Source organism: Agrobacterium tumefaciens (genome assembly GCF_005221385.1).
In the GTDB taxonomy this organism is placed as follows: domain Bacteria; phylum Pseudomonadota; class Alphaproteobacteria; order Rhizobiales; family Rhizobiaceae; genus Agrobacterium; species Agrobacterium tomkonis.
Window position 1 is genome coordinate 2,010,518 of the sequence record NZ_CP039903.1, and the last position, 23,789, is coordinate 2,034,306.

At 59.2% G+C, this 23,789-nt stretch carries 20 protein-coding genes; 10 read left to right on the forward strand and 10 right to left on the reverse strand.

All coding sequences use genetic code 11. The features are described 5' to 3' along the window. Positions 1–18: 18 nt before the first annotated feature. Positions 19–858, reverse strand: coding sequence for a glycosyltransferase family 2 protein (locus tag CFBP6623_RS10105; RefSeq protein WP_046797965.1), 840 nt, complete (start codon positions 856–858; stop codon positions 19–21). A gap of 187 nt (positions 859–1,045) precedes the next feature. On the opposite strand from CFBP6623_RS10105, the gene CFBP6623_RS10110 reads away from it, so the two are divergent. Then, on the forward strand, positions 1,046–3,310 hold the full coding sequence (locus CFBP6623_RS10110) for a methyl-accepting chemotaxis protein (protein WP_046797964.1): 2,265 nt from the start codon (positions 1,046–1,048) through the stop codon (positions 3,308–3,310). Positions 3,311–3,442: 132 nt separating this feature from the next. Here the strand turns inward: CFBP6623_RS10110 and adh are convergent, their stop codons facing one another. The 3 genes from adh to CFBP6623_RS10125 form a co-directional block, all read right to left on the reverse strand. Beyond that, positions 3,443–4,960 (reverse strand): aldehyde dehydrogenase, encoded by a 1,518-nt coding sequence (gene adh, locus CFBP6623_RS10115; protein ID WP_046797963.1) that lies wholly within the window; start codon positions 4,958–4,960, stop codon positions 3,443–3,445. Between the two features lie 153 nt (positions 4,961–5,113). Continuing rightward, on the reverse strand, positions 5,114–6,073 hold the full coding sequence (locus CFBP6623_RS10120) for a helix-turn-helix domain-containing protein (protein ID WP_046798415.1): 960 nt from the start codon (positions 6,071–6,073) through the stop codon (positions 5,114–5,116). A 106-nt stretch (positions 6,074–6,179) separates the two neighbouring features. Continuing rightward, positions 6,180–8,264 (reverse strand): putative bifunctional diguanylate cyclase/phosphodiesterase, encoded by a 2,085-nt coding sequence (locus CFBP6623_RS10125; RefSeq protein ID WP_046797962.1) that lies wholly within the window; start codon positions 8,262–8,264, stop codon positions 6,180–6,182. A gap of 305 nt (positions 8,265–8,569) precedes the next feature. On the opposite strand from CFBP6623_RS10125, the gene CFBP6623_RS10130 reads away from it, so the two are divergent. The 5 genes from CFBP6623_RS10130 (at position 8,570) to CFBP6623_RS10150 (ending at position 13,815) form a co-directional block, all read left to right on the forward strand. Further along, complete coding sequence (locus tag CFBP6623_RS10130) at positions 8,570–9,178, forward strand: 50S ribosomal protein L25/general stress protein Ctc (RefSeq protein WP_046797961.1); 609 nt, start codon at positions 8,570–8,572, stop codon at positions 9,176–9,178. Positions 9,179–9,415: 237 nt separating this feature from the next. Continuing rightward, positions 9,416–11,803, forward strand: a complete 2,388-nt coding sequence (locus CFBP6623_RS10135; protein ID WP_046797960.1) for an EAL domain-containing protein — start codon at positions 9,416–9,418, stop codon at positions 11,801–11,803. A 16-nt stretch (positions 11,804–11,819) separates the two neighbouring features. After that, positions 11,820–12,548 (forward strand): substrate-binding periplasmic protein, encoded by a 729-nt coding sequence (locus CFBP6623_RS10140; protein WP_046797959.1) that lies wholly within the window; start codon positions 11,820–11,822, stop codon positions 12,546–12,548. Positions 12,549–12,640: 92 nt separating this feature from the next. Then, positions 12,641–13,357, forward strand: a complete 717-nt coding sequence (gene pth, locus CFBP6623_RS10145) for an aminoacyl-tRNA hydrolase (protein WP_046797958.1) — start codon at positions 12,641–12,643, stop codon at positions 13,355–13,357. Between the two features lie 5 nt (positions 13,358–13,362). Next, positions 13,363–13,815 (forward strand): GNAT family N-acetyltransferase, encoded by a 453-nt coding sequence (locus CFBP6623_RS10150; protein WP_046797957.1) that lies wholly within the window; start codon positions 13,363–13,365, stop codon positions 13,813–13,815. A gap of 3 nt (positions 13,816–13,818) precedes the next feature. Here the strand turns inward: CFBP6623_RS10150 and clpS are convergent, their stop codons facing one another. Then, entirely contained in the window at positions 13,819–14,130 is a 312-nt protein-coding gene (gene clpS, locus CFBP6623_RS10155) for an ATP-dependent Clp protease adapter ClpS (RefSeq protein ID WP_046797956.1), read from the reverse strand. A 243-nt stretch (positions 14,131–14,373) separates the two neighbouring features. Here clpS and ychF point away from each other — a divergent pair, with 243 nt between their 5' ends. The 3 genes from ychF (at position 14,374) to CFBP6623_RS10170 (ending at position 16,740) form a co-directional block, all read left to right on the forward strand. Continuing rightward, complete coding sequence (ychF, locus tag CFBP6623_RS10160) at positions 14,374–15,477, forward strand: redox-regulated ATPase YchF (protein ID WP_046797955.1); 1,104 nt, start codon at positions 14,374–14,376, stop codon at positions 15,475–15,477. Positions 15,478–15,802: 325 nt separating this feature from the next. Then, entirely contained in the window at positions 15,803–16,276 is a 474-nt protein-coding gene (locus tag CFBP6623_RS10165) for a MaoC family dehydratase (RefSeq protein ID WP_046797954.1), read from the forward strand. Continuing rightward, positions 16,273–16,740, forward strand: coding sequence for a MaoC family dehydratase (locus CFBP6623_RS10170; protein ID WP_046797953.1), 468 nt, complete (start codon positions 16,273–16,275; stop codon positions 16,738–16,740). Before CFBP6623_RS10165 ends, CFBP6623_RS10170 begins: the two co-directional genes overlap by 4 nt. Before the next feature lie 273 nt (positions 16,741–17,013). Here the strand turns inward: CFBP6623_RS10170 and CFBP6623_RS10175 are convergent, their stop codons facing one another. The 4 genes from CFBP6623_RS10175 to petA all read right to left on the reverse strand — a co-directional run bounded on the left by CFBP6623_RS10175 (position 17,014) and on the right by petA (position 20,613). Continuing rightward, the gene (locus CFBP6623_RS10175; RefSeq protein ID WP_046797952.1) at positions 17,014–17,556 is read right to left on the reverse strand and encodes an adenine phosphoribosyltransferase; all 543 of its coding nucleotides are present in this window, start codon (positions 17,554–17,556) and stop codon (positions 17,014–17,016) included. Between the two features lie 231 nt (positions 17,557–17,787). Continuing rightward, the gene (locus CFBP6623_RS10180) at positions 17,788–18,672 is read right to left on the reverse strand and encodes a cytochrome c1 (protein ID WP_046797951.1); all 885 of its coding nucleotides are present in this window, start codon (positions 18,670–18,672) and stop codon (positions 17,788–17,790) included. Positions 18,673–18,694: 22 nt separating this feature from the next. Next, on the reverse strand, positions 18,695–20,020 hold the full coding sequence (locus tag CFBP6623_RS10185; protein ID WP_046797950.1) for a cytochrome b: 1,326 nt from the start codon (positions 20,018–20,020) through the stop codon (positions 18,695–18,697). Between the two features lie 14 nt (positions 20,021–20,034). Continuing rightward, positions 20,035–20,613 carry a ubiquinol-cytochrome c reductase iron-sulfur subunit gene (gene petA / locus CFBP6623_RS10190; RefSeq protein WP_046797949.1) on the reverse strand — a complete coding sequence of 193 codons (579 nt, stop codon included), beginning with the start codon at positions 20,611–20,613 and terminating at the stop codon, positions 20,035–20,037. A gap of 308 nt (positions 20,614–20,921) precedes the next feature. Between petA and CFBP6623_RS10195 the strand changes: the two genes are divergently transcribed. Next, a complete protein-coding gene (locus CFBP6623_RS10195; RefSeq protein ID WP_046797948.1) occupies positions 20,922–21,854 on the forward strand; it encodes an endonuclease/exonuclease/phosphatase family protein in 933 nt (310 codons plus the stop codon). 9 nt (positions 21,855–21,863) lie between these two features. Here the strand turns inward: CFBP6623_RS10195 and CFBP6623_RS10200 are convergent, their stop codons facing one another. Further along, positions 21,864–23,732, reverse strand: coding sequence for an ABC transporter ATP-binding protein (locus CFBP6623_RS10200; protein WP_062654279.1), 1,869 nt, complete (start codon positions 23,730–23,732; stop codon positions 21,864–21,866). Between the last annotated feature and the right edge of the window lie 57 nt (positions 23,733–23,789).

The window sequence follows — 23,789 nt, forward strand, 5'->3', positions numbered from 1 at the left end:
ACCATAAGGCCGGTGTATTCACGGCGATGTCTCCGTTTTGAAAGTTTCGGCCCAGCTTGCCCGCTTGCGCCGGCGCAACAGCCAGGCAACGCCGATCAGATCGTGAATGCCGACAAGCGCGCGGCCGATATTGGTGTAGTGGGAATTGCCATGCTGCCGCGCACGGTGCGTCACATCGACATGGGCGACCTGCCAGCCGTCGCGGTTAAACAGCGCCGGGAAATAGCGGTGATGGTGATCGAAATAGGGCAAGGCGAGGTAGGCGTCGCGGCGGAAGGCCTTGAGGCCGCAGCCGGTGTCGCGCGTTCCGTCCTTCAATATCCGTGCCCGAAGCCCATTGGCGAAGCGGGAAGAAAGCCGTTTTCCAAGCGTATCGCGTCGGCCAACGCGTTGGCCGGCGACGAGCCCGAGACGGCCGGCGGCATTGGCGGAAAGAAGCGGCGCGAGAAGTGCAGGCAGATTGTCCGGCGGGTTCTGGCCATCGCCGTCAAGCATGCAGATAACAGGCGCGCGCGCCGCCTGTACACCACTATGGATCGCCGCCGATTGCCCGCCCTGACGGTTGTGCCGCACCAGCCGCAGCATGGGATAACGATCGCCGAGCGCAAGAACGGCATCCGCCGTGCGGTCGGAGGAGGCGTCATCCACCACGACGATCTCGAACTGGCCGACCGGCTGGCACGCAGCCACGATCTCCGCCACGAGCGTTTCCACACTCGCTTCTTCATTGTGCATGGGCACGATAACGGCGAAATCCGGCGTCGATCGCAAGGTGGCTCCGTCACATCCGTCTGCGCGGGTTCCGCAAACATCATCGATAGTGGCAGGAGATGGAGCGCGAAAAGCTTGCATGAACATGAACGACCGTTGAACTTTGCACGGTATGCGCCCGTTCTGTTGCAGTTTTATTACGGGCCCGACACCGCTGCAGGTCAGCGATTTTTTCGCGGTATGCGGGAAATAATCATACAAATTTCAGCCCTTTAACGTGGCCGTAAACAATTGTTGCGACGCTGCGGCAACGTTTTTTTGGGGGAGGAAACAGATGCCGGGTGCAAATCCGACTGCTGTCAGAGCTAAATCATTGTCAATCAAGGCTAAATTTGCGGCGCTCGTCACGGGCGCAACGCTGGTTTCCTGCCTGTCCGTGGGGCTGCTGTCCTATGAGATGGGCAAGTCGGGCCTGATCGACGCCAGCAAAATAAGGCTGGAGACGGTTGCAGGAAACCAGTCCAAGCAGCTTGATGCCTATACCCTGCGGGTTGAACAGAGCATTTCCGAACTGTCGCAAAATGCCGCGATCGCCCAGGCGCTGGAAACCATGACCAATGTCGTGCCGACGGAAAAGGATGCGATCATCCAGGCTTTCCGCCGCGAAGGTGTCTCCGAGGAGGAGCGCGCCTCCTTCAACGGCGAAGGATTGCGGTTGCTCTATGCCATTCGCCACGCGACAATCAACGCGACCATCGCCAGCGTCTGGCGCAACACCCGGGTCAGCGATATCTATGTGATCGACAAGACCGGGCTGATTATCTATTCCGTCACCAAGGGCAAGAACTTCCTGACCAATGTCACGGACCCGGAGAACAGCGCGATTAAGGAATTGTTCGACCGCGTGGAAGCCGGCAAGGACGGTATAGTCAGCACGACCGGATTTACCGGCGGAGCGAATGATTCGGCCATGGTCGGCATGCCGCTCGCGGTCTCCAACTGGGGCCAGTTGCAGCGCAAGGGCGCCGTCATCATGCGCATTTCAGCCGACCGCATCGGTGCGGTGGTCACGCCGGAGGAAACCGGCAAGTCCATCGATGACGCCGTTCTCTTGACTGCAGATGGCAAACGCCGGGCAGGCGTGCTTTCGGGCGGCGCAGACGCCGCCGTTTCCGAAAGCCTCGCGGCCCTCTCCGGCACCAGCGATGCGGGAACGGTAATGGCGCATACGCCTGCGGGCAACATCTTCTATGCCTATCGCCCGGTCTCCGTCTTCGGACAGAAGCATCTTCTGGCAATCGGCCAGCAGGAAAGCAAGGTTCTCGCCGCCGCCAATGATCTGGCCTTCTGGGCGACGCTGGCGACACTGGCGGTGCTCGCTGTCATGACACTTGTCGGTATCTTCGTGTCCGCCAGCCTCACCAAGCCGCTGACCGGCCTTGCCGGGCTGATGGAACGCCTGAATGGCGGTGAAAACAACATCGAAATCAAGGCGGTTTCCCGTGGCGACGAGATCGGCACCATGGCGCGCGCGCTGGAATCCTTCCGTCAGGGCATTCTGGACAAGCAGAACATGGAAGCCGAGTCCCATCGCAAGAGCGAGGAACTGGACGAGGAACGCGCCCAGCGGGAAATGGAAAAGGCGAGAAGCGCCAAGGAACTGGAAGAGGCGGTCGATGCGCTTGCCTCCGGCCTTGCCCATCTTGCAGCCGGCAGGCTCGATCTGCGTATTGAAAAATCCTTCGTACCTTCGCTCGATCATCTGCGCATCGACTTCAACAACTCGATGGCGGGGCTGGAAACGACAATCTCCAATATCGGCGAAAGCGCCAATGCCATCCGCTCCGGCTCCGGCGAGCTGAAAAGCGCATCGGAAGATCTGTCGCGGCGCACGGAACGTCAGGCGGCCGCCCTTGAAGAAGCCGCAGCGGCTCTCGGCGACATGACGCAGGCCGTCAATGTTTCGCTTTCACGCTGCGATGTCGCAGTCGGTACGACGGCGGAAACCATGCAGGACGCCCATAAATCCACGGCTGTCGTGAAAGAAGCGATCGTCGCCATGGAGCGTATCGAGACCTCTTCGTCCAAGATCCGCCAGATCATCGATGTCATCGACCAGATCGCCTTCCAGACCAACCTTTTGGCGCTGAATGCCGGCGTGGAAGCGGCGCGTGCCGGTGAAGCCGGAAAGGGCTTTGCCGTCGTGGCGCAGGAAGTTCGCGAGCTCGCCCAGAAATCGGCAGCCGCCGCCCGCGACATCACCACACTGATCGCCACCTCGGCAGGCGATGTGGAAAGCGGTGTGGCGCTGGTGCTGAAGACCGGCGAAAGCCTCGAGCAGATCCAGAAACGCATCCAGTCGGTCAACGACCAGATCGGCGCGATTGCCACCGCATCGCGCGAACAATCCGGCCGCCTTGGCGAGATCAATGCCTCGGTCAATGAACTCGATCATGTGACGCAGCAGAATGCGGCCATGGTGGAGGAAACCACGGCAGCGGCCTTCTCGCTGGCAAACGAGGCGGATGGCCTGACCGAACAGGTAGGGCAATTCTCCGTCGGCCATAGCCAACAGCGGGACCAGCGTTACGCGGCATAAGCCGCAACGAAAAAGGCCGGAGGCAAAACCTCCGGCCTTTTTATTTGTACCGGGCTCCCAGGGGCCAAAGCCCCTGGGAACGCGCCGGCGACGGGAGATCACGATGACCCTTGCCGGCTTCCGGGGAGGAGCTCAGAAGAAACCGACCTTGTTCGGGCTATAGGAAACGAGCAGGTTCTTGGTCTGCTGGTAGTGATCGAGCATCATCTTGTGGGTCTCGCGACCGATGCCCGACTGCTTGTAGCCGCCGAATGCCGCACCCGCCGGATAGACGTGGTAGCAATTGGTCCACACACGACCCGCCTCGATGCCGCGACCAGCCCGATAGGCGATATTGGTGTCACGGCTCCAGACGCCGGCACCCAGTCCGTAAACCGTGTCATTGGCGATTTCGAGCGCCTCTTCCACTGTCTTGAAGGTGGTGACGGAAACGACAGGGCCGAAGATTTCCTCCTGGAAGACGCGCATCTTGTTATTGCCCTCAAAGACTGTCGGCTGGATATAATAGCCGTCCTTGAGGTCGCCGGTCAGCGTCTTGCGGTCGCCGCCGGTCAGCACCTTGGCGCCTTCCTTCTTGCCGATTTCAAGATAGCTCATGATCTTGTCGAACTGTTCCTGCGAGGCCTGTGCGCCCAGCATGGTCGACGGATTGAGCGGATCGTCCTGGCTGATGGCCTGAACGCGCTTGATGGCCTTTTCCATGAAGCGGTCATAGATCGATTCATGCACCAGCGCACGCGACGGGCAGGTGCAGACCTCCCCCTGGTTGAGCGCGAAGAAGGCAAAACCTTCGAGCGCCTTGTCAAGGAAGGCATCGTCCTCGTTCATCACATCGGCAAAGAAGATGTTCGGCGACTTGCCGCCCAGTTCCAGCGTGATGTTGGTGACGTTGTCGGCCGCATAACGCATGATTTCCTTGCCGACCGAGGTGGAACCGGTAAAGGCGATCTTGGCGATGCGGTTGCTCTGCGCCAGTGGCTTGCCGGCTTCGAGGCCCGTGCCGTTGACGATGTTGAGGACGCCGGGCGGCAGCAGATCTTCGATCAGTTCCATCACCACCAGAATGGAAGCAGGTGTCTGTTCCGCCGGTTTCAGCACCACGCAATTGCCGGCGGCAAGCGCGGGTGCAAGCTTCCAGGCGGCCATGAGGATCGGGAAGTTCCACGGAATGATCTGGCCGACAACACCAAGCGGCTCATGGAAATGATAGGCGACGGTGTCGTTGTCGATTTGGCCGATCGTGCCTTCCTGCGCACGGATGCAGCCCGCAAAATAACGGAAATGGTCGATGGCCAGCGGAATATCCGCATTGGTGGTCTCGCGCAGCGGCTTGCCGTTATCCCAGGTTTCGGCCCGGGCGATGAGGTCGAGATTTTCCTCGATGCGCTGGGCGATCTTGAGCAGGATATTGGAACGCTCGGTTATGCTCGTCTTGCCCCATTTGTCGCGGGCCTTGTGGGCGGCATCCAGCGCAAATTCGATATCTGATGCATCTGAACGCGGAACTTCGCAGATCTTGTGACCAGTGACGGGGGAAAGATTGTCCATGTAGCGGCCGGATTTCGGCTCCACCCATTTGCCGCCGATGTAATTGCCGTATTTCAGCTTGAAGGGCGCTTCGCCGGCTTTCTGCTGAACCTGAATATTCATGATTTCATCCTCCCTGATGAAAACGATCCGCGACGGACCGCATGAGAGGAAGGTGGGCCTAGATAGTACGGTCGGGTAGAGGGGCAGCGCGGTTCCGCAGCGCACATTGTCTCACATCTGCGACAGACCCGCCGCAGGACAGCTTAAACAGCCTCAATGCACGGCAAGCTTCTTCATCTTGCGATGCAGTGTGGCGCGGCTGATGCCGAGCAGGGATGCGGCCTGCGTGACATTGCCATTAGTGCGTGACAGAACCCGCCGCAGTGCCGAACGCTCCGCTTCCGCAAGGTCGGAACCGCTGTCATGACGCTCTTCCTGCAGAATATCGGCAGCGGGCAAACCCTGCGCGATGGCATGGTCGTCGAGCTTCAGCGCAAGACGGGCGGCACGTGTCGCACCGAGAACGAGATCGTCCTGATCCACCGCCAGCAGCGAAAGCGCCGCACCGAAACCGGTCGGCACAACGACGATGCGTGCGCCGGGAAAGGCACGGCGGAAAAGATTGCCCTCGATGCGCTGCGCCGCATCCCTCACCGCCTGGGTGACGAAGGAGAAGGTCATTTCGTTGATGTCGTCACGGCAGGTGGAAATATCGAGCGCACCCGTCACCCGGCCGGTGTGATCGCGGATCGGCGCGGTGGTGCAGCAGAGTTCGGTGTTCGACGTAAAGAAATGCTGGTCGCGATAGACCACCACCGAGCGCTCGTCGACAAGCGCCGTGCCGATGCCGTTCGTACCGACGCTCGCTTCGCTCCAGACGGCGCCGGACCAGAGACCGAGCGCGCGGAAATCCCGGTCGTCGCTGGCAGCACCCCGCCGTTCCAGCGCAACGCCCTGCGCATCGGTCAAAAGCAGGCAGCAGCCGGATTTGCCGACGCTGTGAAAGATGCGATCGAGTTCGTCGGTGCTTTCGGCGATCAGGCCGGCAGCACTTTCGCGGGCGCGGCGAAATTCGAACTCGCTGAGAAAGATCGGTTTGCGGTTTTCCTCCGGCGCAAGACGATGCTTGACCATGCAGCGGCGCCATGAAGCGACAATCGGAGAACTTGCGGCTGCGGAACGGTGGCGCGCTGTTTCATACACGCGTTCTGCATGGGCGATGTCGGTCGGCATACGCTCCTCCCAAAGCTTTTCGGCGATGGTGCGCTGGAAGCGTTCATGTTTCAACTAAAAACTTTGCGACCGGCAAGGCCGGGCGCAACCGCGGGCTGCGGCCAGCCTATCGAGCCGTCTTGAAGTAACGCCGGCCGTCACTCACGTCGGTTTCCTCCTCAACCGAAAGAAACGTGTCATCGACGAGATTGGCGATGGAGTTCAGCGGACCGGGCTTGCCGAAAAAGAAGCCCTGCACCTGCAGGCAGCCTTCACGGCGCAGGAATTCGATATGGGCCTTGGTCTCCACCCCTTCCGCCAGCACCGGAATATTGAGACTATGCGCCAGAATGAGCGTCGAGCGGACAATCGCCTCCGACTGCACATTGGTCGCCAGGCCGTCGATGAAAGCACGGTCGATCTTGATCTTGTCGAAAGGGAAACTCTGCAGGGTCGATAGCGAAGAATAGCCCGTGCCGTAATCGTCCATGGCGATCTTGACGCCGAGCGCCTTGAGTTTGCGGATCGTGACAAGCGCGTGGCGATGGTCGGCGATGATGCTGCCTTCGGTGATTTCCAGCTCGAGCCTTTCCGGCGCAAGTCCCGTCTCCAGGATGATCCTCTCCACCTTTTCAGGGAAATCATTGTCCGCGAGCTGCTGCGGCGCGACGTTCACGGCGATGGCAAGCGATTTCTTCCACAGCGCCGCCTGCACGCAGGCTTCCCGCAGGACCCATTCGCCGAGTTCGACGATAAAGCCGGTCTGTTCGGCAATCGGAATGAACTCGGCGGGAGAGATCATGCCCCGCTCGGGATGTTTCCAGCGTAAGAGCGCCTCGAAACCGACAATGCTGCCGCTTTTGGTATCGTTCTGCTGCTGGTAGTAAAGCTCGAACTCCTTATTGGCGAGACCACTGCGCATGGCAATGGCAAGCGCGTTGCGCTCGCGGGCGGCCTCGTCCATGGATTTGTCGTAGAAGCAGATCGTATCCGAACTACCGCTTTTTGCCCGATACATGGCGACATCGGCCTGCGCCATCAGCGTATCGGCGTCAATGGCGCCGCTGTTGCGGACGGATATACCCACACTTGCGCCCACGGAAAATGTCTGCCCATTCCACTCGACCGGCTTGCTGATCTGCTCGATCAGTCTCTGGGCGAATTCCGCACCATCGGCGCGGGTATAATAGGAATGGGTCATCGCCACGAATTCATCGCCACCCATGCGCGCCAGAAACTCCCCGGCCTTCAGCACGGAACTCGCCCGGTCGGCAATGGCGCGCAGCACCGCGTCGCCCGCGGCGTGACCGTGCACGTCGTTGATTTCCTTGAAGCGATCGAGATCGATGGACAGAAGTGCGGTATGCGCGCCCAGGGAGAGATGGCGTGTGCGGCGGTTGAGATGTTCGATGAAGGCCGCGCGATTGGGAATGCCCGTCAGCGGATCGTGCAGCGAAAGATGACGATAGCGGGCAACCGCCTGCTGGGTGGACTGGGCATCGATGACATAAGTGGAAAGACCGAGCGCCAGCAGCAGAAGCGTGACCGCGATGGCTCCTCCGCCCATGATGGCCGGCGGCAGCAGATTCTCGGGAATGACGACGCGAGGATCAAACGCGAAGGACATCGAGGCCATGCCGGTATAATGCATCGAGGCGATGGCCAGGATCAGAAACGTCACCGCACTATATTGGCAGAACCGGTTAAGCGGCCGCGCCACTCTGTTGACCGCAATCGCCCCCAGCACCGCCCCCAGCACCAGCGAGGCGATGACATAAGCCTGGTTCCAGAAAATCATGCCCTGTACATTATAAGCAGCCATGCCGGTGTAGTGCATCGCCGCAATACCAAGACCCAGGATGACGCCACCGGCTTCCACCAGCACGCTGCGTCCGGCATAGGCGGAAATGCCGAAGCCGGCGGTCGTCGTGGTAATGGCGATAAGAAGCGAAAGTCCCGTCAGATAGGGATCGTAACCCACCTCGCCTGCCGCAGAATAACCCAGCATCGCCACAAAATGGGTGGTCCATATTGCAGCACCGCCATTCACGCCCGCCAGAAACAGCCAATTGACCTTCTGGAGCCCGGTCGCCAGACGCGCCCTCGAAAAAAGACGTATCGTCACGAAGCTTCCCAGCATGCAGACGAAGACCGCTGCGGCGGTGTATCGGAAGTCATGATCGATGGCGAGGCACTGGAGAACTGTCAGCATTGTTATCTACACAATTGGAATTTTGTGCAGCTTTATCATTTGCCAGGTTTTCAGCGAGTTTATATGCATGGATAAGCACATATTAAAAGTTGCAACAAACGAGTGAATTAGTTGTAACTAATAAAATCCTGACTAGATGCCCGTGAAAAACCGGCTGCTCTTGTCTTTATGGCCCTTTTGTATTATAGCGCCCGCACCCGTGTAGACACCCTTGGAGGCAACGCGGGCGGGATGGCTTTATGGCCTCTCCAGTTCAGGCCGCACTGTCGGCGTGAACTCTCCATATAACCTCGAAAGGAATTGCCATGAGCAAAGAATCGTATGAGCTCAAGGCCGAGGCGCGCGAACGAGTTGGTAAGGGGTCCTCTCGTGAACTTCGCCGCAACGGTTTGATTCCCGCTGTCATCTATGGTGACAAGCAGGCCCCCATTTCCATCGCCCTGTCGACAAACGAAGTCACCAAGCGTATCCACGCCGGCGGTTTCATGACGACGGTTGCGATCATCGACGTCGACGGCAAGAAGATCAAGGTTCTCCCGAAGGATTACCAGCTTGATCCGGTCCGCGACTTCACCATGCACGTCGACTTCCTGCGCGTTTCGGGCAACACGCTCGTCAACGTTGAAGTTCCGGTTCACTTCGAAAACGAAGAAAAGTCGGACATCAAGATCGGCGGCGTTCTGAACATCGTTCGCCACACGGTGGAATTCCACTGCCCGGCCAACGACATACCGGAATTCATCACGGTTGATCTGTCTGGTCTGAAGATCGGCGACAGCGTCCACATTTCGAATGTGAAGCTGCCGAAGAACATCTCGCCTGTGATCGCCGACCGTGACTTCACGATCGCAACGATCGTCGCTCCGGCCGCAGGCGTTGCAGAAGAAACGACCGAAGAAGCTTCCGAAGAATAATCGGTGGCCGCAAGGCCGAATAGCTTTGCGCATTGAGGCCCGTTCCGTTTTCGGAACGGGCCTTTTAGTTTTTATGAACTTTAAAGACAGAAAACCTGCGGACCATGCGGGATGCCCACCCTGTTTTAGCGTCGATTAACACTTCCATGAAACGATACCCTTGCGCCGTTGTGGAAACTCCGGACGGACGAAAACGGCGCGCAAAAATTCTGGGGCAAAGGGTAGCTGCAATCTAACATGGCTCATTCCGTCGAAAGCCGCTTTATCGCGATTGTTTCCGGCGCACTTCTTACAGTGGTCGCTCCGCTCTTTACGCTTTTGCTGACGCTCTCCTACAACGAGGCCATCCGTAGCCAGCGCAATCACCTTGAGATTCTGCTGTCGACAAATTCGCAGGCGCTCGCCCGTCCCCTTTGGGATATGGACGACGACACCATAAATCAGATTACCGGAACCCTTGTTTCCGACCCGATGATCAAGATGGTCGAGGTCAAGGATACGTCCGGCCAGCTCGATATCGTGCAGACGGCTGGTAGCGACATTATTCAGGATGCCGCCTCGACGACGCGCGAGGTAACCTACAAGACGACGAAGGGCACGGTCACTGTCGGTGAACTGACGGTCTATTACGACAATGTCAGCCTTCTCACCTCTCTCAGCCGCACCGAGATGGCGTTCATCACGATTTTCGTTCTGGCCATCTTGACCATCGTTCTGGCGGCCATTGCCGGCAACCGCTTCATGGTCATCCGCCCGCTGATGCGGCTTGCGGCAGCGATAGAGGCGACACGGCGTCTCGGCTCCCGCCACCATGTCGACTGGCGCTCAAAGGATGAGATCGGCCGGCTGGCGAAAAGCTTCAACGAAATGCAGACCCAGCTTGAAAAGGAAGAGCTGGAGATCAAGAACGCCCATGAGCGCAAGACGGAAATCTACAACCGGACGCCCGCCATGCTGTTCTCGCTCGACAGGCACGATCGGATTGCCGCAGTCAGCGATTATTGGGTGCAGGCGACGGGTTATGACCGCGCCAGGATACTCGGCCTCAACTTCGCCGATCTTATCCACCCGGATGACCGTTCCCTGTTCCAGGAACGCAAGGCGACGCAACAGTCGCCCGAGGCTTCGCATGTCGGCATCACCATCCGCTTTCATTGCATGGGTGGCAGCGTCATGGATGCGCTCATCCTCGAAAAAGCCCTCGATTCCGGCGACGCGGCACAGCAGAGCACATGCCTCTGCGTCATGACTGACGTGACCGAATTGCGCCAGTCGGAAAAACGCAACCGCCAGCAGGCCATTTCCGACCATTTGACCGGCCTCTTCAACCGTCAGGGTTTTGAGTCGATCCTCGACCTGCAAATCCGTGAAGCGGACAGGAACGCTAGCGAGCTGGCCTGCCTGTTCATCGATCTGGACCGGTTCAAGGCCATTAACGACAATCTCGGCCATGCGGTGGGCGACGCGGTTCTGCGTGAATTCACGCTGAAACTCGAACCCCTGCTGACACCGCTGGACAGCGCGTCGCGTCTGGGCGGCGATGAATTCGCCATCCTGCTTGCCGGCGACACGGTAGAAGAGCGCGCCTTGCAGTTCTGCGAGCGGATTTGCGCCATACTGGATACGCCTTTTGAGATCGGCAGCAACAGCATCCGCCTCAGCGCCAGCATCGGCATGGCGGTTTATCCTCTGCACGCCACCAGCGCCGCCGAGCTTCTGCAAAATGCCGACATGGCCATGTATAGCCGCAAAAGAACGGGCAAGAACGGCTCGCAGATCTTCGACAGTTCGATCATGGACCGGGCGCGCGAACATGCGGAACTGGAGCGGGATATCGCACAGGCGCTTTCCGAAGACTGGTTCGAGGCGCATTTCCAGCCAATTCAAGACCTCGCAACCGGCGGAACGGCGGGCTTCGAGGCCTTGCTGCGTCTCAACCACCCGGAAAAGGGTCTGCTCTCCCCCGCCGCCATCATCAGCCTTGCGGAAGAAAACGGCACCATCCATCGCATCGGCAATGTCATTCTCGATCAGTCGATCGCCAATCTTGCCAGGCTGTCGCGTCTGCCGGGCCTGGAACAGACCTATGTGGCAGTGAATTTTTCACCGCTGCAATTCGAACCGGGCTTGCCGACGCGGATCGCCGGCGTTCTGCATCGGCACGGCATTCTTCCCAGGCGACTGGTCATCGAGATAACCGAGGCCGTCATCATGAAGGACGACCCGCAAATCCGGGCGATCCTCAACGCCATTCACCAGCTGGGCTGCCGCATCGCGCTGGATGATTTCGGCACGGGTTATTCCTCGCTCAGCTATCTCAGCCGTTTTCCGGTCGATATCGTCAAGATCGACCAGTCCTTCACCCGCTCCATCTGCGACGACGCAGTGGAAATCAGGCAGCGCAACCGCATGCTGGTCGAAGGCATAGCGGCCATCTCGCACAAGATGAACTGCACCGTCATCGCCGAGGGCGTCGAGACGGAAGAGCAGAAGGAACTTCTGACGGAAATAGGCGCTGACTACGGACAGGGTTATTTTTTCGCAAGGCCACAGCCCGTCGAACGGCTGATCAAGACATTGGACACAATATCCGATATTGGCCGCGTCGCGGCACGGCAAGCGTGAGGCGGTGGGAAGAGCCATGGGATTGATCCGCATTTGTCTGATCTTTCTTGCTCTCGCACTCCCGTTCGCCCCATGGCCGGCCAGCGCGGCCAAGCTTTTCCTGACAACCGAAGTCTATCCCCCGTATAATCAGCAGGCCGCCGACGGCAGCGTGCACGGCGTTTATTTCGATCAGCTGAAGATCGTGCTGGAGGAAACCGGCACCAGTTATGAAGTCGCTGTCATGCCCTGGGCGCGGGCAATTGCCCTGGCCACGACACAGACCATGTATTGCGTCTTCGCCACGGCGCGAACGCCGGAGCGGGAAAAACTCTTCAAATGGGTCTCGCCTATTCACAGCGATCGCAACATTCTCGTGGCGCGCCGTAAAGCGGATATCAATGTCTCCAGCCTTGAGGACGCGAAGAAATACCGCGTCGGCACCCAGCGTGGCGACTATACCGAAACCCTTCTGGAAACGCTCGGCTTCCCGCAGGTGGATGTCGGTGCCGATTTCCAGATCACGCTTCACAAGCTGAAAGCGGGGCGCATCGACCTCATGCCCATGTCGGAAAGTACCTTCAAAAGCCTGCCGGTTGGCACGTTCAGGGAAGTGATTACCCTGACACGGCAACAGCTGGGCCTAGCCTGCAACAAAAGCGTTCCCGACGCGCTTATCGCAAAATTGCAGGCGCGGCTGGACAGGCTGATCGCTGATGGAACGCAGCAGCGGATATTCGACCGCTACAATCTCGTCAGCCCCTGAAGCGACATCCCGCAAATCCATAAAAAGATTGACAGCCGGCGGATTTCGGGATGGTGACAACAGCAGCATCAGGTAAAACGCGGACATGCCCCATGAAGATCATCGCAGGACTTGGTAATCCCGGCGCACAATATGCGGGAAACCGCCACAATATTGGTTTCATGGCCGTCGACGCGCTGCAGCGCCTGCCCTCCTTTTCGCCCTGGTCCAAGAAATTCAAGGCGGAGATTTCCGAAGGTGAAATCGCCGGCGAGAAGGTTCTGCTGATGAAGCCGCTCACCTATATGAACCTTTCCGGCGAGTCCGTCGGCGAGGCCATGCGCTTCTTCAAGCTGGCGCCGGGCGACATCATCGCCATCCATGACGAACTCGATCTTCTCGCCGGCCGCACGCGCATCAAGACGGGCGGCGGTCATGGCGGCCATAATGGCCTGAAATCGCTCGATGCCCATTGCGGCAAGGAATACCGTCGCCTGCGCCTCGGCATTGGCCACCCCGGCGACAAGGAGCGGGTGCACGGCCACGTGCTCGGCGATTTCGCCAAGGCCGACCGGGTCTGGCTCGATCCGCTTTTGGACGCCATTGCCGACAATGCCGCCATGCTGGTGAAGGGTGAGGATTCGCAGCTGATGAACAAGCTGGCACTTGCCACGGGCAGCAAGCCGGAGGCAGAAAAGCCGGCAAAGGCGGCCAAACCCGCCGGGCAGTCCCACATCCATCAGGCGCGCAACAGCGCCCAGCCGAAAAAGCTGCCGGAAACCGGACCGATGGCTGAAATGCTGAAGCGAATGTTCGGTAAGAAGGACTAGCTCGAATGCTTTCAGAGACCATCGCCCTGCGCGAAGCCGGTCCCGGCGATCTGCCTGGCCTGCTTGAGCTTTACCAGTCGCTCAATCCATCGGACCCCGAATTGACGATGCATGAGGCTGGTGCGCCCTTCGCCGCCATGCTCAACCAGCCCGGCCTGACCGTGTTTTTGGCAATGCATGACGGACAGCCGGTTGCGACCGCCACGCTTCTGATTGTTCCAAACCTGACACGCGCCGCCCGCCCCTATGCTCTCATCGAGAATGTGGTGACGCTGGAAGCGCTTCGCGGCCGGGGATATGGCCGCATGGTCGTCCGCCATGCCATCGAGGCCGCCTTTGCCGTAAACTGTTACAAGGTCATGCTGCTGACGGGCCGCGACGACCCCGCAGTTCATGCCTTTTACGAAAGTTGCAGTTTTGTGCAGAACAAGACCGGCTTTCAGATCCGGCAGGACTAATGTTTACTCTTCCGGCTCGGTGGTGAACATCAGCGGAAAACCGGCCTCCTTGCCAAGATCGGTCGCCTCCTTGGCCTTGGTCTCGGCGATGTCGCGCTCACAGACGACAACCACCGCACTGCCGAAGCGATGCGCCGTCATCATCACCCGGTGGCCGGTTTCCTCGCTCATGCGAAAGACGGCCTTCAGCACCACGGTGACAAATTCGCGCGGCGTATAGTCGTCATTCAGCAGCATGACCTTGTAGAGCTTCGGCCGCTCCAGCTTCGGTTTGACTTTCGGTTTCGGTTTGAGATCGACAGGACTGTCACTCATGATTGTCGCTCGTCATGGTGGTTCATCATCGTGGTTCAGGGGAAAAATCCCGCTGGATGGCGAAAGATCGCGCTTTGGACCCGCTTATATTGCGCCGCAACCGCGCTATCGGCAAGCCTGCCCGGAAATCGTCACCTTTCGCAGGGCTTTGCCAGCCCAAATCGGCCCGCGGGCTTGACCTTGCCCTGCCCTTTCCGCAAAAGGCTCCTCAACGAATTCTTTCAAACGGACAGGTTTCAAGCCATGGGCTTCAAATGCGGTATCGTTGGATTGCCAAATGTCGGCAAGTCCACCCTCTTCAACGCGCTGACGAAAACGGCCGCCGCACAGGCCGCCAACTATCCTTTCTGCACCATCGAGCCGAACACCGGCGAGGTTGCGGTGCCCGATCCGCGTATGCAGCAGCTTGCGGCCATCGCCGGTTCGAAGGAAATCATTCCGACCCGCATCTCCTTCGTGGACATTGCCGGCCTGGTGCGTGGCGCATCGAAGGGTGAAGGTCTCGGCAACAAGTTCCTCGCCAATATTCGCGAAGTCGATGCCGTCGTACACGTACTGCGCTGCTTTGAAGACGACGATATCACCCACGTGGAAGGCCGCATCAACCCGGTCGGCGATGCCGAAACAATCGAGACCGAACTGATGCTCGCCGACCTCGAAAGCCTGGAACGCCGCGTCGAGCAGACCCGCAAGCGCGCCAGCAGCAAGGACAAGGAATCCCTCGCCCAGCTTCCCGTCATGGAAGCCGTCATCGCGCTGCTGAACGACGGAAAGCCGGCACGCCTGCTTTTGAAGACGCTGGCAGCCGAGGAGATCGAAATCCTCAAAAGCCTCAATCTTCTGACGTCGCACCCGGTGCTTTATGTCTGCAACGTCTCGGAAGCCGACGCATCGTCCGGCAACGAGCACACCGAGGCCGTCGCAGCGATGGCAAAGCAGCAGGGCGCCGAATGCGTGATCATCTCGGCGGCGATCGAAGCCGAAGTTGCACAGCTTCCGGCCGATGAAGCAGAGGAATTCCTCTCGGCCCTCGGTCTTAACGAGGCCGGTCTCGATCGGCTGATCCGCGCCGGCTATCACCTGCTCGACCTCATCACCTATTTCACCGTCGGCCCGAAGGAAACGCGCGCCTGGACGATCGTGCGTGGCACCAAGGCCCCCGCCGCCGCCGGCGTCATCCACACCGATTTCGAACGCGGCTTCATCCGCGCCTTCACCATCGGCTTTGACGACTACATCGCCTACAAGGGCGAAGTTGGCGCCAAGGAAGCCGGCAAGGGACGCGACGAAGGCAAGGAATATGTCGTTCAGGACGGCGACGTCATCCATTTCCGCTTCAACACCTGATCTGGTTTGGGCGGGGTGATGATCGGCCCGTTTCGTTATGTAACGCTAACCGAATTACCCCGGACATTGCCGCTTGTTTCTTCTCCCCGCCGGGGAGAAGATGGCCCGAAGGGTCGGATGAGGGGGCAACGTTGCCGTACCTCTCGACCCTCGCCCCCTCATCCCGCTGCCGCGACCTTCTCCCCGGCGGGGAGAAGAAGCAAGACGCGCTAACTCTCTTCATATCACCTTCCCATTCCCACATTTCCGGCTTCGATTTGACCTTTACGTAAAGGGAAAAATCATCTTAGATGCGCCGACATTGACTGTGCGAAGGGAGGACGCCATGACGCCGGTCGCGATTTACACCTATGAGGATTTTTCCGTCGGGCGGGAATTCCCCCTCGGACCGCAATCGATTTCCGCAGAGCAGATCATTGCTTTCGCCAGCGAATTCGATCCGCAACCCATGCATCTTTCCGAAGAAGCCGGCCGTCAGAGCATTCTCGGCGGGCTGGCGGCATCAGGCTGGCACACCTGCAGCCTGCTGATGCGGATGATGGCAGACAGCTATATTGCCAATTCAACCTCGCAGGGCAGCCCCGGCATCGATTACGTCGACTGGAAAAAGCCGGTTCTGGCCGGAGACACGCTTTCGGGAAAATCCATCGTTCTGGAACAGCGCCCTTCCGCGTCGCGCGCTGGCATCGGCCTCGTGAAATTCCGCCATGAGCTTTACAATCAGCGCGGCATTCTGGTCGCGCAGGGCGAAAACACCGTAATGTTCCTGATGCGGGCAAACGGAGGCCTTGCAGCATGAGACTGGCAGAATTATCCCCGATCGGCGAGCGCGTCACCCTCGACACGCTGCATTTTTCCGCCGAAGACATCATTCGCTTCGCCCGCGATTTTGATCCACAGCCCTTTCATCTCGATGCCGAAGCCGCCAGAGACAGCGTTTTCGGCGCGCTCTGCGCTTCCGGCTGGCACACCGGCGCGGGCTGGATGAAATGTTTTCTCTCCCATTGGGCAAAAGAGGTCAAAAGGCTGAAACAGCAGGGCATCGAGCCACCGCGGCTCGGCCCCTCTCCGGGGTTTCAAGAGCTCAAATGGAAGAAGCCGGTGTTTGCCGGTGATGATGTGACCTATTTCGTCACCCTGCTCGATGCCCGCCCGCTGGAATCAAGAGCAGGCATCTGGCTGAACACCACCTTCAATGAGGGCGTGAACCAGTCGGGCCAAACCGTGATGACCTTCCAGAGCGGGGTTCTGGAGTTCGAATAAACCCACCGGGGCAAAATGACTGCTGCCGATTGCCCCGGACAGCCTCAGAGCGTTTTCCCGAGTCGAAAAAAGCGAAAACGCTCTGAGGCGTGCGGGGCGTTACCCCCCTCTGCCCTGCCGGGCATCTCCCCCTCAAGGGGGGAGATCGGCAAGACGCTCTTCCACCACTTCATTCGCAAAGGCTGAGATGGGCGAAACTTCGCCGCATATCGATCTCCCCCCTTGAGGGGGAGATGCCCGGCAGGGCAGAGGGGGGGTAACGCCCTGTACGCCTTAATGTCCCGAAAATTCCACCAGCGTCCGCACCTCGACGCCGAGGTCTTCGAGTTTCTTGCGGCCACCGAGATCGGGCAGATCGATAACAAAGCAGGCGGAAACGATATCCGCGCCCATCTGCCGCAAAAGCTTGACCGCGCCTTCGGCAGTGCCGCCGGTCGCGATCAGATCGTCGACCAGAATGACCTTCTCGCCGGGCTGCACGGCGTCCACATGCATTTCCATTTCGTCCACGCCATATTCCAGGCTGTAGGCAACCCGTACCGTGGTGTGCGGCAGCTTGCCCTTCTTGCGGATGGGCACGAAACCGGCCGAGAGCTGATGCGCCACCGCCCCGCCCAGAATGAAGCCGCGCGCTTCCATGCCGGCGATCTTGTCGATCTTCGTTCCCGCATAGGGCTGCACAAGCTCGTCCACCGCCCGCCGGAAAGCCCGGGGATTGCCAAGCAATGTGGTGATGTCCCGAAAGATGATGCCCGGCTTCGGATAGTCGGGAATGGAGCGGATGGCAGCGGAAAGCTCCGAAGCGATAAGGGTCATGGTATTTCCATTTATATGGGAATGGATCAGAAGGTTCGGGCCACCCTATCAATTTGATGGCGGCGGACCAACAAAAAAGGACCGCGACCTTCGGCCATGATCTGTTGCTACAGAACCTCAACGGCCTCAGTCGCGCGAACTGCGATCGGACAACAGCTCTGTCGGAGAGGCCATAAAAAAGCCCCCACGGAAGACCGTGGGGGCCGTTGATTGTAGCCGCTTGAAACCGGCTCAATGTTCCTTGCGGGCGTAGACCGATTTCTTGGTGAGATAGATCAGCGCCGTGAAGATGAACAGGAACACCATGACCATGAAACCGGTGCGCTTGCGCTGTTCCAGATGCGGCTCCGCGGCCCACATCAGGAATGCCGACACGTCCTTGGAATATTGATCCACGGTCTGCGGCGCGCCGTCGTCGTATGTCACCTGATCGGCACTGATCGGCGGCGCCATCTTCAGCGCCACGGCGCTGACGAAATATGGGTTGAAATGCGTGCCTTCCGACACTTCAACACCGGCCGGCGCATCCTGATATCCGGTCAGCAGCGCATGGATGTAATCCGGGCCGCCTTCCTGGTAACCGCCGATGATCGGGATCATGTCGATGATGAATTGCGGGAACCCGCGCTCCACACCGCGCGCCTTGGCAAGCAGCGACATATCAGGCGGTGCGGCCCCGCCATTGGCGGCGGCTGCCGCCTCGTGGTTCGGGAACGGCGAAGGGAAATGATCGGAAGGCACGGCCTTGCGGCTATACATTTCGCCATCGGCGTTAGGGCCGTCCTGCACTTCGTATTCGGCAGCGAAAGCCTTCACCTGATCTTCAGAATAACCGAGATCTCCCAGCGTGCGGAAGGAAACAAGGCTCATCGAATGGCAGGCGGAGCAGACTTCCTTATAGACCTTGAGACCGCGCTGCAACTGGCCCTTGTCGTATTTGCCGAAAGGTCCGGCAAAGGACCAGCTCTGCTCCTCGGGCTTGATAACCGGGAAGTGACCGCCGGCAACCGCATGTTCGGTCTTAGTGGCGAGGTCATGGCTCTCCTCGGCCGCGAATGCGGCGGAGGAACAGCCAATGGCGGCGATAAGCGCGATGCTCGTGAGAAGCGTCTTCATTGTCGTCATCCTTCCTTCGCGCTCAGATCTGGGCGGCCGCTGGCGCGGCACCCTTCTTGGCGGCGTTCTTTTCAAGAACGGCCTCGGTAATGGAATTCGGAATACGCCGCGGCGTTTCGACCAGACCGAGGATCGGCATGATGACGAGGAAGAACCCGAAATAATAGAACGTGCCGAGCTGTGAAAAGCCAACATAGTTGCCTTTTATATCGCCGAAGAAGATCAGCCCGATCAGGCCACTACCCTCAGCAGGGCGCGAACCCAGCCAGCCGAGCACGATGGCGTTGACCACGAAAATCCAGAAGAACAATTTGTACCACGGACGATAGACGGCGGAACGAACCTTCGACGTATCGAGCCAGGGCAAGAAGAACAGCACGATGATCGCCCCGAACATCACGAGAACACCACCGAGCTTGGAATCGATCGGCCCGATGTTGACGGTGACGGCGCGCAGCATCGCGTAGAACGGCAGGTAATACCATTCCGGCACGATATGCGCCGGCGTCTTCAGCGGATCCGCCATGATGTAGTTATCAGGGTGGCCGAGGAAGTTCGGCATGTAGAAGATGAACCAGGCATAGGCGATGAGGAACACCGAAACGCCAAGCGCATCCTTCAGCGTCGCATAGGGCGTGAAGGGAACCGTATCGGTCTTGCTCTTCACTTCCACACCGGTCGGGTTGGTCTGGCCGGTTACGTGCAGCGCCCAGATGTGCAGGATGACGACACCCGCGATCATGAAGGGCAGCAGGTAATGAAGCGCGAAGAAGCGGTTGAGCGTCGGATTATCCACCGCAAAGCCGCCGAGCAGGAACTGCTGGATCCATTCACCAATCAGCGGGAAAGCCGTGAAGAAGCCGGTGATAACGGTCGCACCCCAGAAGGACATCTGGCCCCAGGGAAGCACGTAGCCCATGAAGCCCGTCGCCATCATCAGGAGATAAATCACGCAGCCGAGAATCCAGAGGATTTCGCGCGGCGCCTTGTAGGACCCGTAATAAAGACCACGGGCAATGTGCAGATAGACCGCGATGAAGAAGAACGACGCGCCGTTGGCGTGCATATAACGCAGCAGCCAGCCGTGGTTGACGTCACGCATGATCTTTTCGACGGAATTGAAGGCAACCGTCGTTTCAGCGGCATAATGCATGGCAAGCACGACGCCGGTGAGGATCTGCACGATCAGCATGACGGAAAGCATCGCACCGAAGGTGTAAGCGTAGTTCAGGTTACGCGGGACAGGATAGGCAACGAAGCTGTCATAGATCAAGCGCGGCAAGGGAAGCCGCGAATCGATCCACCTCTCGATGCCGGTGGACGGCTGATAACTGGAATGGCCACTCATGAATATCTGTCCCCTTATCCGATCTTGATCACGGTATCGGATGTGAATGCAAATGTCGGGATGGCGAGGTTCTGCGGCGCCGGACCCTTACGAATGCGGCCCGCCGTATCGTAGTGCGAGCCATGGCAGGGACAGAACCACCCGCCGAAATCGCCGGCCTGGCCGAGCGGAACGCAACCGAGATGGGTGCAGGAGCCGATCATGACGATCCAGTTCTCCTTGCCCTCGCCGGCCGAACGGTCAACATCCGTCGCCTGGGCGTCGACGGCGATATTGGCGTTGCGTGCCACCGGATCCTTGAGGTCGCCGAGAGCGACCGCCTTGGCTTCATCGATTTCCTTTTCCGTGCGGTTGCGGATGAAAATCGGCTTGCCGCGCCACTTCACGGTAAGCGACATGCCCGGCTCGACCGCCGCGACATTCACTTCGATGGAAGCGAGCGCCAGCGTCGATGCATCGGGACGCATCTGGTCGATGAAAGGCCATGCGACTGCAGCAGCGCCAACGGCGCCCGTCATTCCGGTTACTAGATAAAGAAAATCGCGACGGGTCGGTTCACCCGAGGCGTCGTGATTGGTTACGTGCTCGCTCACCGCTACACCATCCTCTGCGCTGTTTTTGCCGTAAATCGCATGAGTCCTCCCGCTATGATTTGATCCAGGACAAACTCCGTCCCATCGTCCTGGACACAACTGCGGCATCAAGAAACCGCGTCACTGTGTTTGATCGCAAAATATTGACTGACTTGGCAAGAGCAAAGCACACAAAGCTGCCGTAATTCTGCCTGAGGGGGCCGATTTGTTTCGCATTTTTCCCGAGCCTTGGCAGGTGGGCAACATTGTGCCCGCCTGTGCCCCATGTTACGAGACGCACAGGGAGAGCTCGGAAAGCAGGGATTCGAATGACGGCGAAGCTCGCTTGCATGGTCTCCACGATGGTGGCTGCCGTTCTTTTCATCGCCAGCCTGCGTTATGTGACGGATTTCTGGCTTCTCGCCTTCGTCACAAGTTTCCAGCTCCACATCGCCATTGTCTGTATCCTGTTGTCGTGCCTCGTCTTTTGGTTCACGCGCGATGCGGTTTCCGCCCTGCTCGTGGTCTGGTCTCTTGCACTTGCCATCCACGCCATCGCCATGCTGATGGAATTCTCCACATCCGCCAATCCGGCATCGGATGCGAGGCCTTTCCGGCTTTTGTCCTTCAACGTGCTGATGGACAATGCCGCCAACGCGGATGCGATTGCCGACACCATTCTCGAATCAGGCGCGGATGCGGTCTATCTGTTCGAGGCGGCAGCGCTGCAATCGGCTCTGCCACGGCTTGAGCAAACCTATCCCCACAGGCTCGGCTGTTATTCGGGAACACCGACCTGCGACCTTTTGATCCTGTCGAAGCGGCCGTTGCTGGAAGGCCGTTTCCACAGCCTTAGCGATCTGCGCCGCGACCGTTTCGCAATTGCCAGCGTCGATGTCGACGGCACGGAACTGACGCTTGCCGCCGGGCACATCACCAAACCCTATTTCGACGATTATCACCGCGATGAGCTGGATGAGGTCAGCGAAATTCTCTTTCGCGTCACTGGGCCGCTCATTCTGGCGGGAGACTTCAATTCGGCGAGCATCGCCCCCGACATGCGCGCTTTCCTCGCCGCCAACGAACTGAAGAAAGCGACCTTCGAACCCGCCACCTGGCCGACGGAAGCCGGTCGCTTCGGCATCGCCATAGACCACATCTTCGCCCGTGCGCCGGCAATCCTGATGAAGACGACCCGCCTGCCCGACAGCCTCGGCTCCAATCATTACGGACTGGTGGCGGATTTCATGATCGGAAAATAGCGCGCGCCTTTATTGGGCAGCTTCCTCGGCAGCGAGAAAACCACCCGATTGCCGTGCCCAAAGCTCCGAATAAAGTCCGCCCTGCGAGACCAGATCGGAATGGCTGCCCTGTTCGACGATGCGACCCTGATCCATCACGATCAGCCGGTCCAGCGCCGCGATCGTCGATAGCCGGTGAGCGATGGCGAGCACAGTCTTGCCCTGCATCAGCTCATCCAGATTGCTCTGGATCGCCGCCTCCACCTCAGAATCGAGCGCCGAGGTCGCCTCGTCGAGCACGAGGATCGGCGCGTCCTTCAGCATCACCCGGGCGATGGCGATGCGCTGCCGCTGGCCGCCGGAGAGTTTCACGCCGCGTTCGCCCACATGGGCATCGAAGCCGATGCGGCCGCGCTGGTCTTCCAGCCTCTCGATGAAATCATCCGCCTTGGCCCGGCGCGTTGCTTCCCGCAACTGCGCTTCGGTGGCATCCATGCGGCCGAACATGATGTTGTCGCGGATGGAGCGGTGCAAAAGCGAGGTATCCTGCGTGACCATGCCAATATGGGCGCGCAGCGATTCCTGGGTCACTTTGGCAATATCCTGCCCGTCGATCAGGATACGGCCTTTCTCGACGTCGTAAAACCGCAGGAGCAGGTTGACGAGGGTGGATTTGCCCGCTCCGGAGCGTCCGACGATACCGACTTTTTCGCCCGCCTGGATCTCGAGATTGAGATTGTCGATGACGCCATTTGCCCGTCCGTAATGGAAGCTGACATTCTCAAAGCGGATACTCGGCTTTTTGACCTCCAGCACCGCCGCACCCGGCGCGTCAGTGAGGCCGATCGGCTGCGAGATCAACTCGGCGGCATTCTGCACCGTGCCGAAATTGCGCATGATGCCGTTGAACTGCGTCATCAACCGACCGAGCAGGAAGTTGAGGCGCAGCACCAGCGCCAGCGTGAAGGCCACCGCACCGGAACTGATCCTGCCGGACAGCCACAGATCAATGCACAGCGCCGCCATGGAGGTGATCATCACGCCCGACAGCAACGCCATGGAGGCGCGCACGCCGGTGATGAACCGCGTGAACGTCATGGTGGCATTCTGGAAGATGTCGAAGCCCTGCCGCATGTAGCGGTCATTCGCATCATCACGCCCGAACAGCCGCAGCGTCTGGATATTGCTATAGGCATCCACCATACGGCCGGAAAGCATGGACGCCGCTTCCGCCGTCTCTTTTGAATGGTAGCGGATGCGCGGCACGAAATAACGCGCCAGCGCCGAAAAGATCAGCACCCAGACAAGCACGACGACCGCAAGCCGCCAGTCCAGCCCGCCGATCAGAAACAGCATCGAGACGGAATAAATGCCGACGAACCAGACGCTTTCCATCAGCGAGGTGACGAGATCACCCGCCGCCTGCCCGCCCGACCAGACCTTGGTGACGATGCGACCGGAAAAATCGTTCTGGAAAAAGGAAAGCGATTGCCGCGCCACATGCATGTAGGACTGCCAACGCACCAGATTGTAAAAGCCAGGCGTGATGATCTGCTGGTCCACCAGCGCCGTAATCATCGTGACGATAAAACGCACGACGCCGATCAACACCAGCATGCCCACCAGCTCGCCACCATGGGCGGAAAGCAGCCCGGCCCAGCCCTCTTCCGGCTTCACGGTCGAGAGAATATCCACCAGCCGCCCTACGAACCAGAACAGCGCCGCCTCGATGGCCGCCGTCAGCCCGCCCAGCACCAGCATGGCGAAAAACGGCGCCTTGGCCTGCGAAATATAAAACCAGATGAAAGCAAATGTGTTTTCAGGCGGCCGCAGGTCGTCCTTGCGGGCGAAGGGCCTAATCCAGTTCTCGAAGAACTCGAAGATGCGCGTAATGACCATCATCCGGATATAGGCGGATTCCCGTCGCCGGAACAGCCGCAGAGCCTTTGGGAAGAG

Excerpts from the sequence above, each read along its gene's own strand:
- CFBP6623_RS10200 (WP_062654279.1), bottom strand. The coding sequence starts at position 23,732 with ATGGTCATTACGCGCATCTTCGAGTTCTTCGAGAACTGGATTAGGCCC.
- adh (WP_046797963.1), bottom strand. The coding sequence starts at position 4,960 with ATGAATATTCAGGTTCAGCAGAAAGCCGGCGAAGCGCCCTTCAAGCTG.
- CFBP6623_RS10130 (WP_046797961.1), top strand. The coding sequence starts at position 8,570 with ATGAGCAAAGAATCGTATGAGCTCAAGGCCGAGGCGCGCGAACGAGTT.
- CFBP6623_RS10105 (WP_046797965.1), bottom strand. The coding sequence starts at position 858 with ATGTTCATGCAAGCTTTTCGCGCTCCATCTCCTGCCACTATCGATGAT.
- CFBP6623_RS10125 (WP_046797962.1), bottom strand. The coding sequence starts at position 8,264 with ATGCTGACAGTTCTCCAGTGCCTCGCCATCGATCATGACTTCCGATAC.
- pth (WP_046797958.1), top strand. The coding sequence starts at position 12,641 with ATGAAGATCATCGCAGGACTTGGTAATCCCGGCGCACAATATGCGGGA.
- CFBP6623_RS10110 (WP_046797964.1), top strand. The coding sequence starts at position 1,046 with ATGCCGGGTGCAAATCCGACTGCTGTCAGAGCTAAATCATTGTCAATC.
- ychF (WP_046797955.1), top strand. The coding sequence starts at position 14,374 with ATGGGCTTCAAATGCGGTATCGTTGGATTGCCAAATGTCGGCAAGTCC.
- CFBP6623_RS10135 (WP_046797960.1), top strand. The coding sequence starts at position 9,416 with ATGGCTCATTCCGTCGAAAGCCGCTTTATCGCGATTGTTTCCGGCGCA.
- clpS (WP_046797956.1), bottom strand. The coding sequence starts at position 14,130 with ATGAGTGACAGTCCTGTCGATCTCAAACCGAAACCGAAAGTCAAACCG.
- CFBP6623_RS10195 (WP_046797948.1), top strand. The coding sequence starts at position 20,922 with ATGACGGCGAAGCTCGCTTGCATGGTCTCCACGATGGTGGCTGCCGTT.
- CFBP6623_RS10140 (WP_046797959.1), top strand. The coding sequence starts at position 11,820 with ATGGGATTGATCCGCATTTGTCTGATCTTTCTTGCTCTCGCACTCCCG.
- CFBP6623_RS10120 (WP_046798415.1), bottom strand. The coding sequence starts at position 6,073 with ATGCCGACCGACATCGCCCATGCAGAACGCGTGTATGAAACAGCGCGC.
- CFBP6623_RS10180 (WP_046797951.1), bottom strand. The coding sequence starts at position 18,672 with ATGAAGACGCTTCTCACGAGCATCGCGCTTATCGCCGCCATTGGCTGT.
- CFBP6623_RS10150 (WP_046797957.1), top strand. The coding sequence starts at position 13,363 with ATGCTTTCAGAGACCATCGCCCTGCGCGAAGCCGGTCCCGGCGATCTG.
- CFBP6623_RS10165 (WP_046797954.1), top strand. The coding sequence starts at position 15,803 with ATGACGCCGGTCGCGATTTACACCTATGAGGATTTTTCCGTCGGGCGG.
- CFBP6623_RS10170 (WP_046797953.1), top strand. The coding sequence starts at position 16,273 with ATGAGACTGGCAGAATTATCCCCGATCGGCGAGCGCGTCACCCTCGAC.
- CFBP6623_RS10175 (WP_046797952.1), bottom strand. The coding sequence starts at position 17,556 with ATGACCCTTATCGCTTCGGAGCTTTCCGCTGCCATCCGCTCCATTCCC.
- CFBP6623_RS10185 (WP_046797950.1), bottom strand. The coding sequence starts at position 20,020 with ATGAGTGGCCATTCCAGTTATCAGCCGTCCACCGGCATCGAGAGGTGG.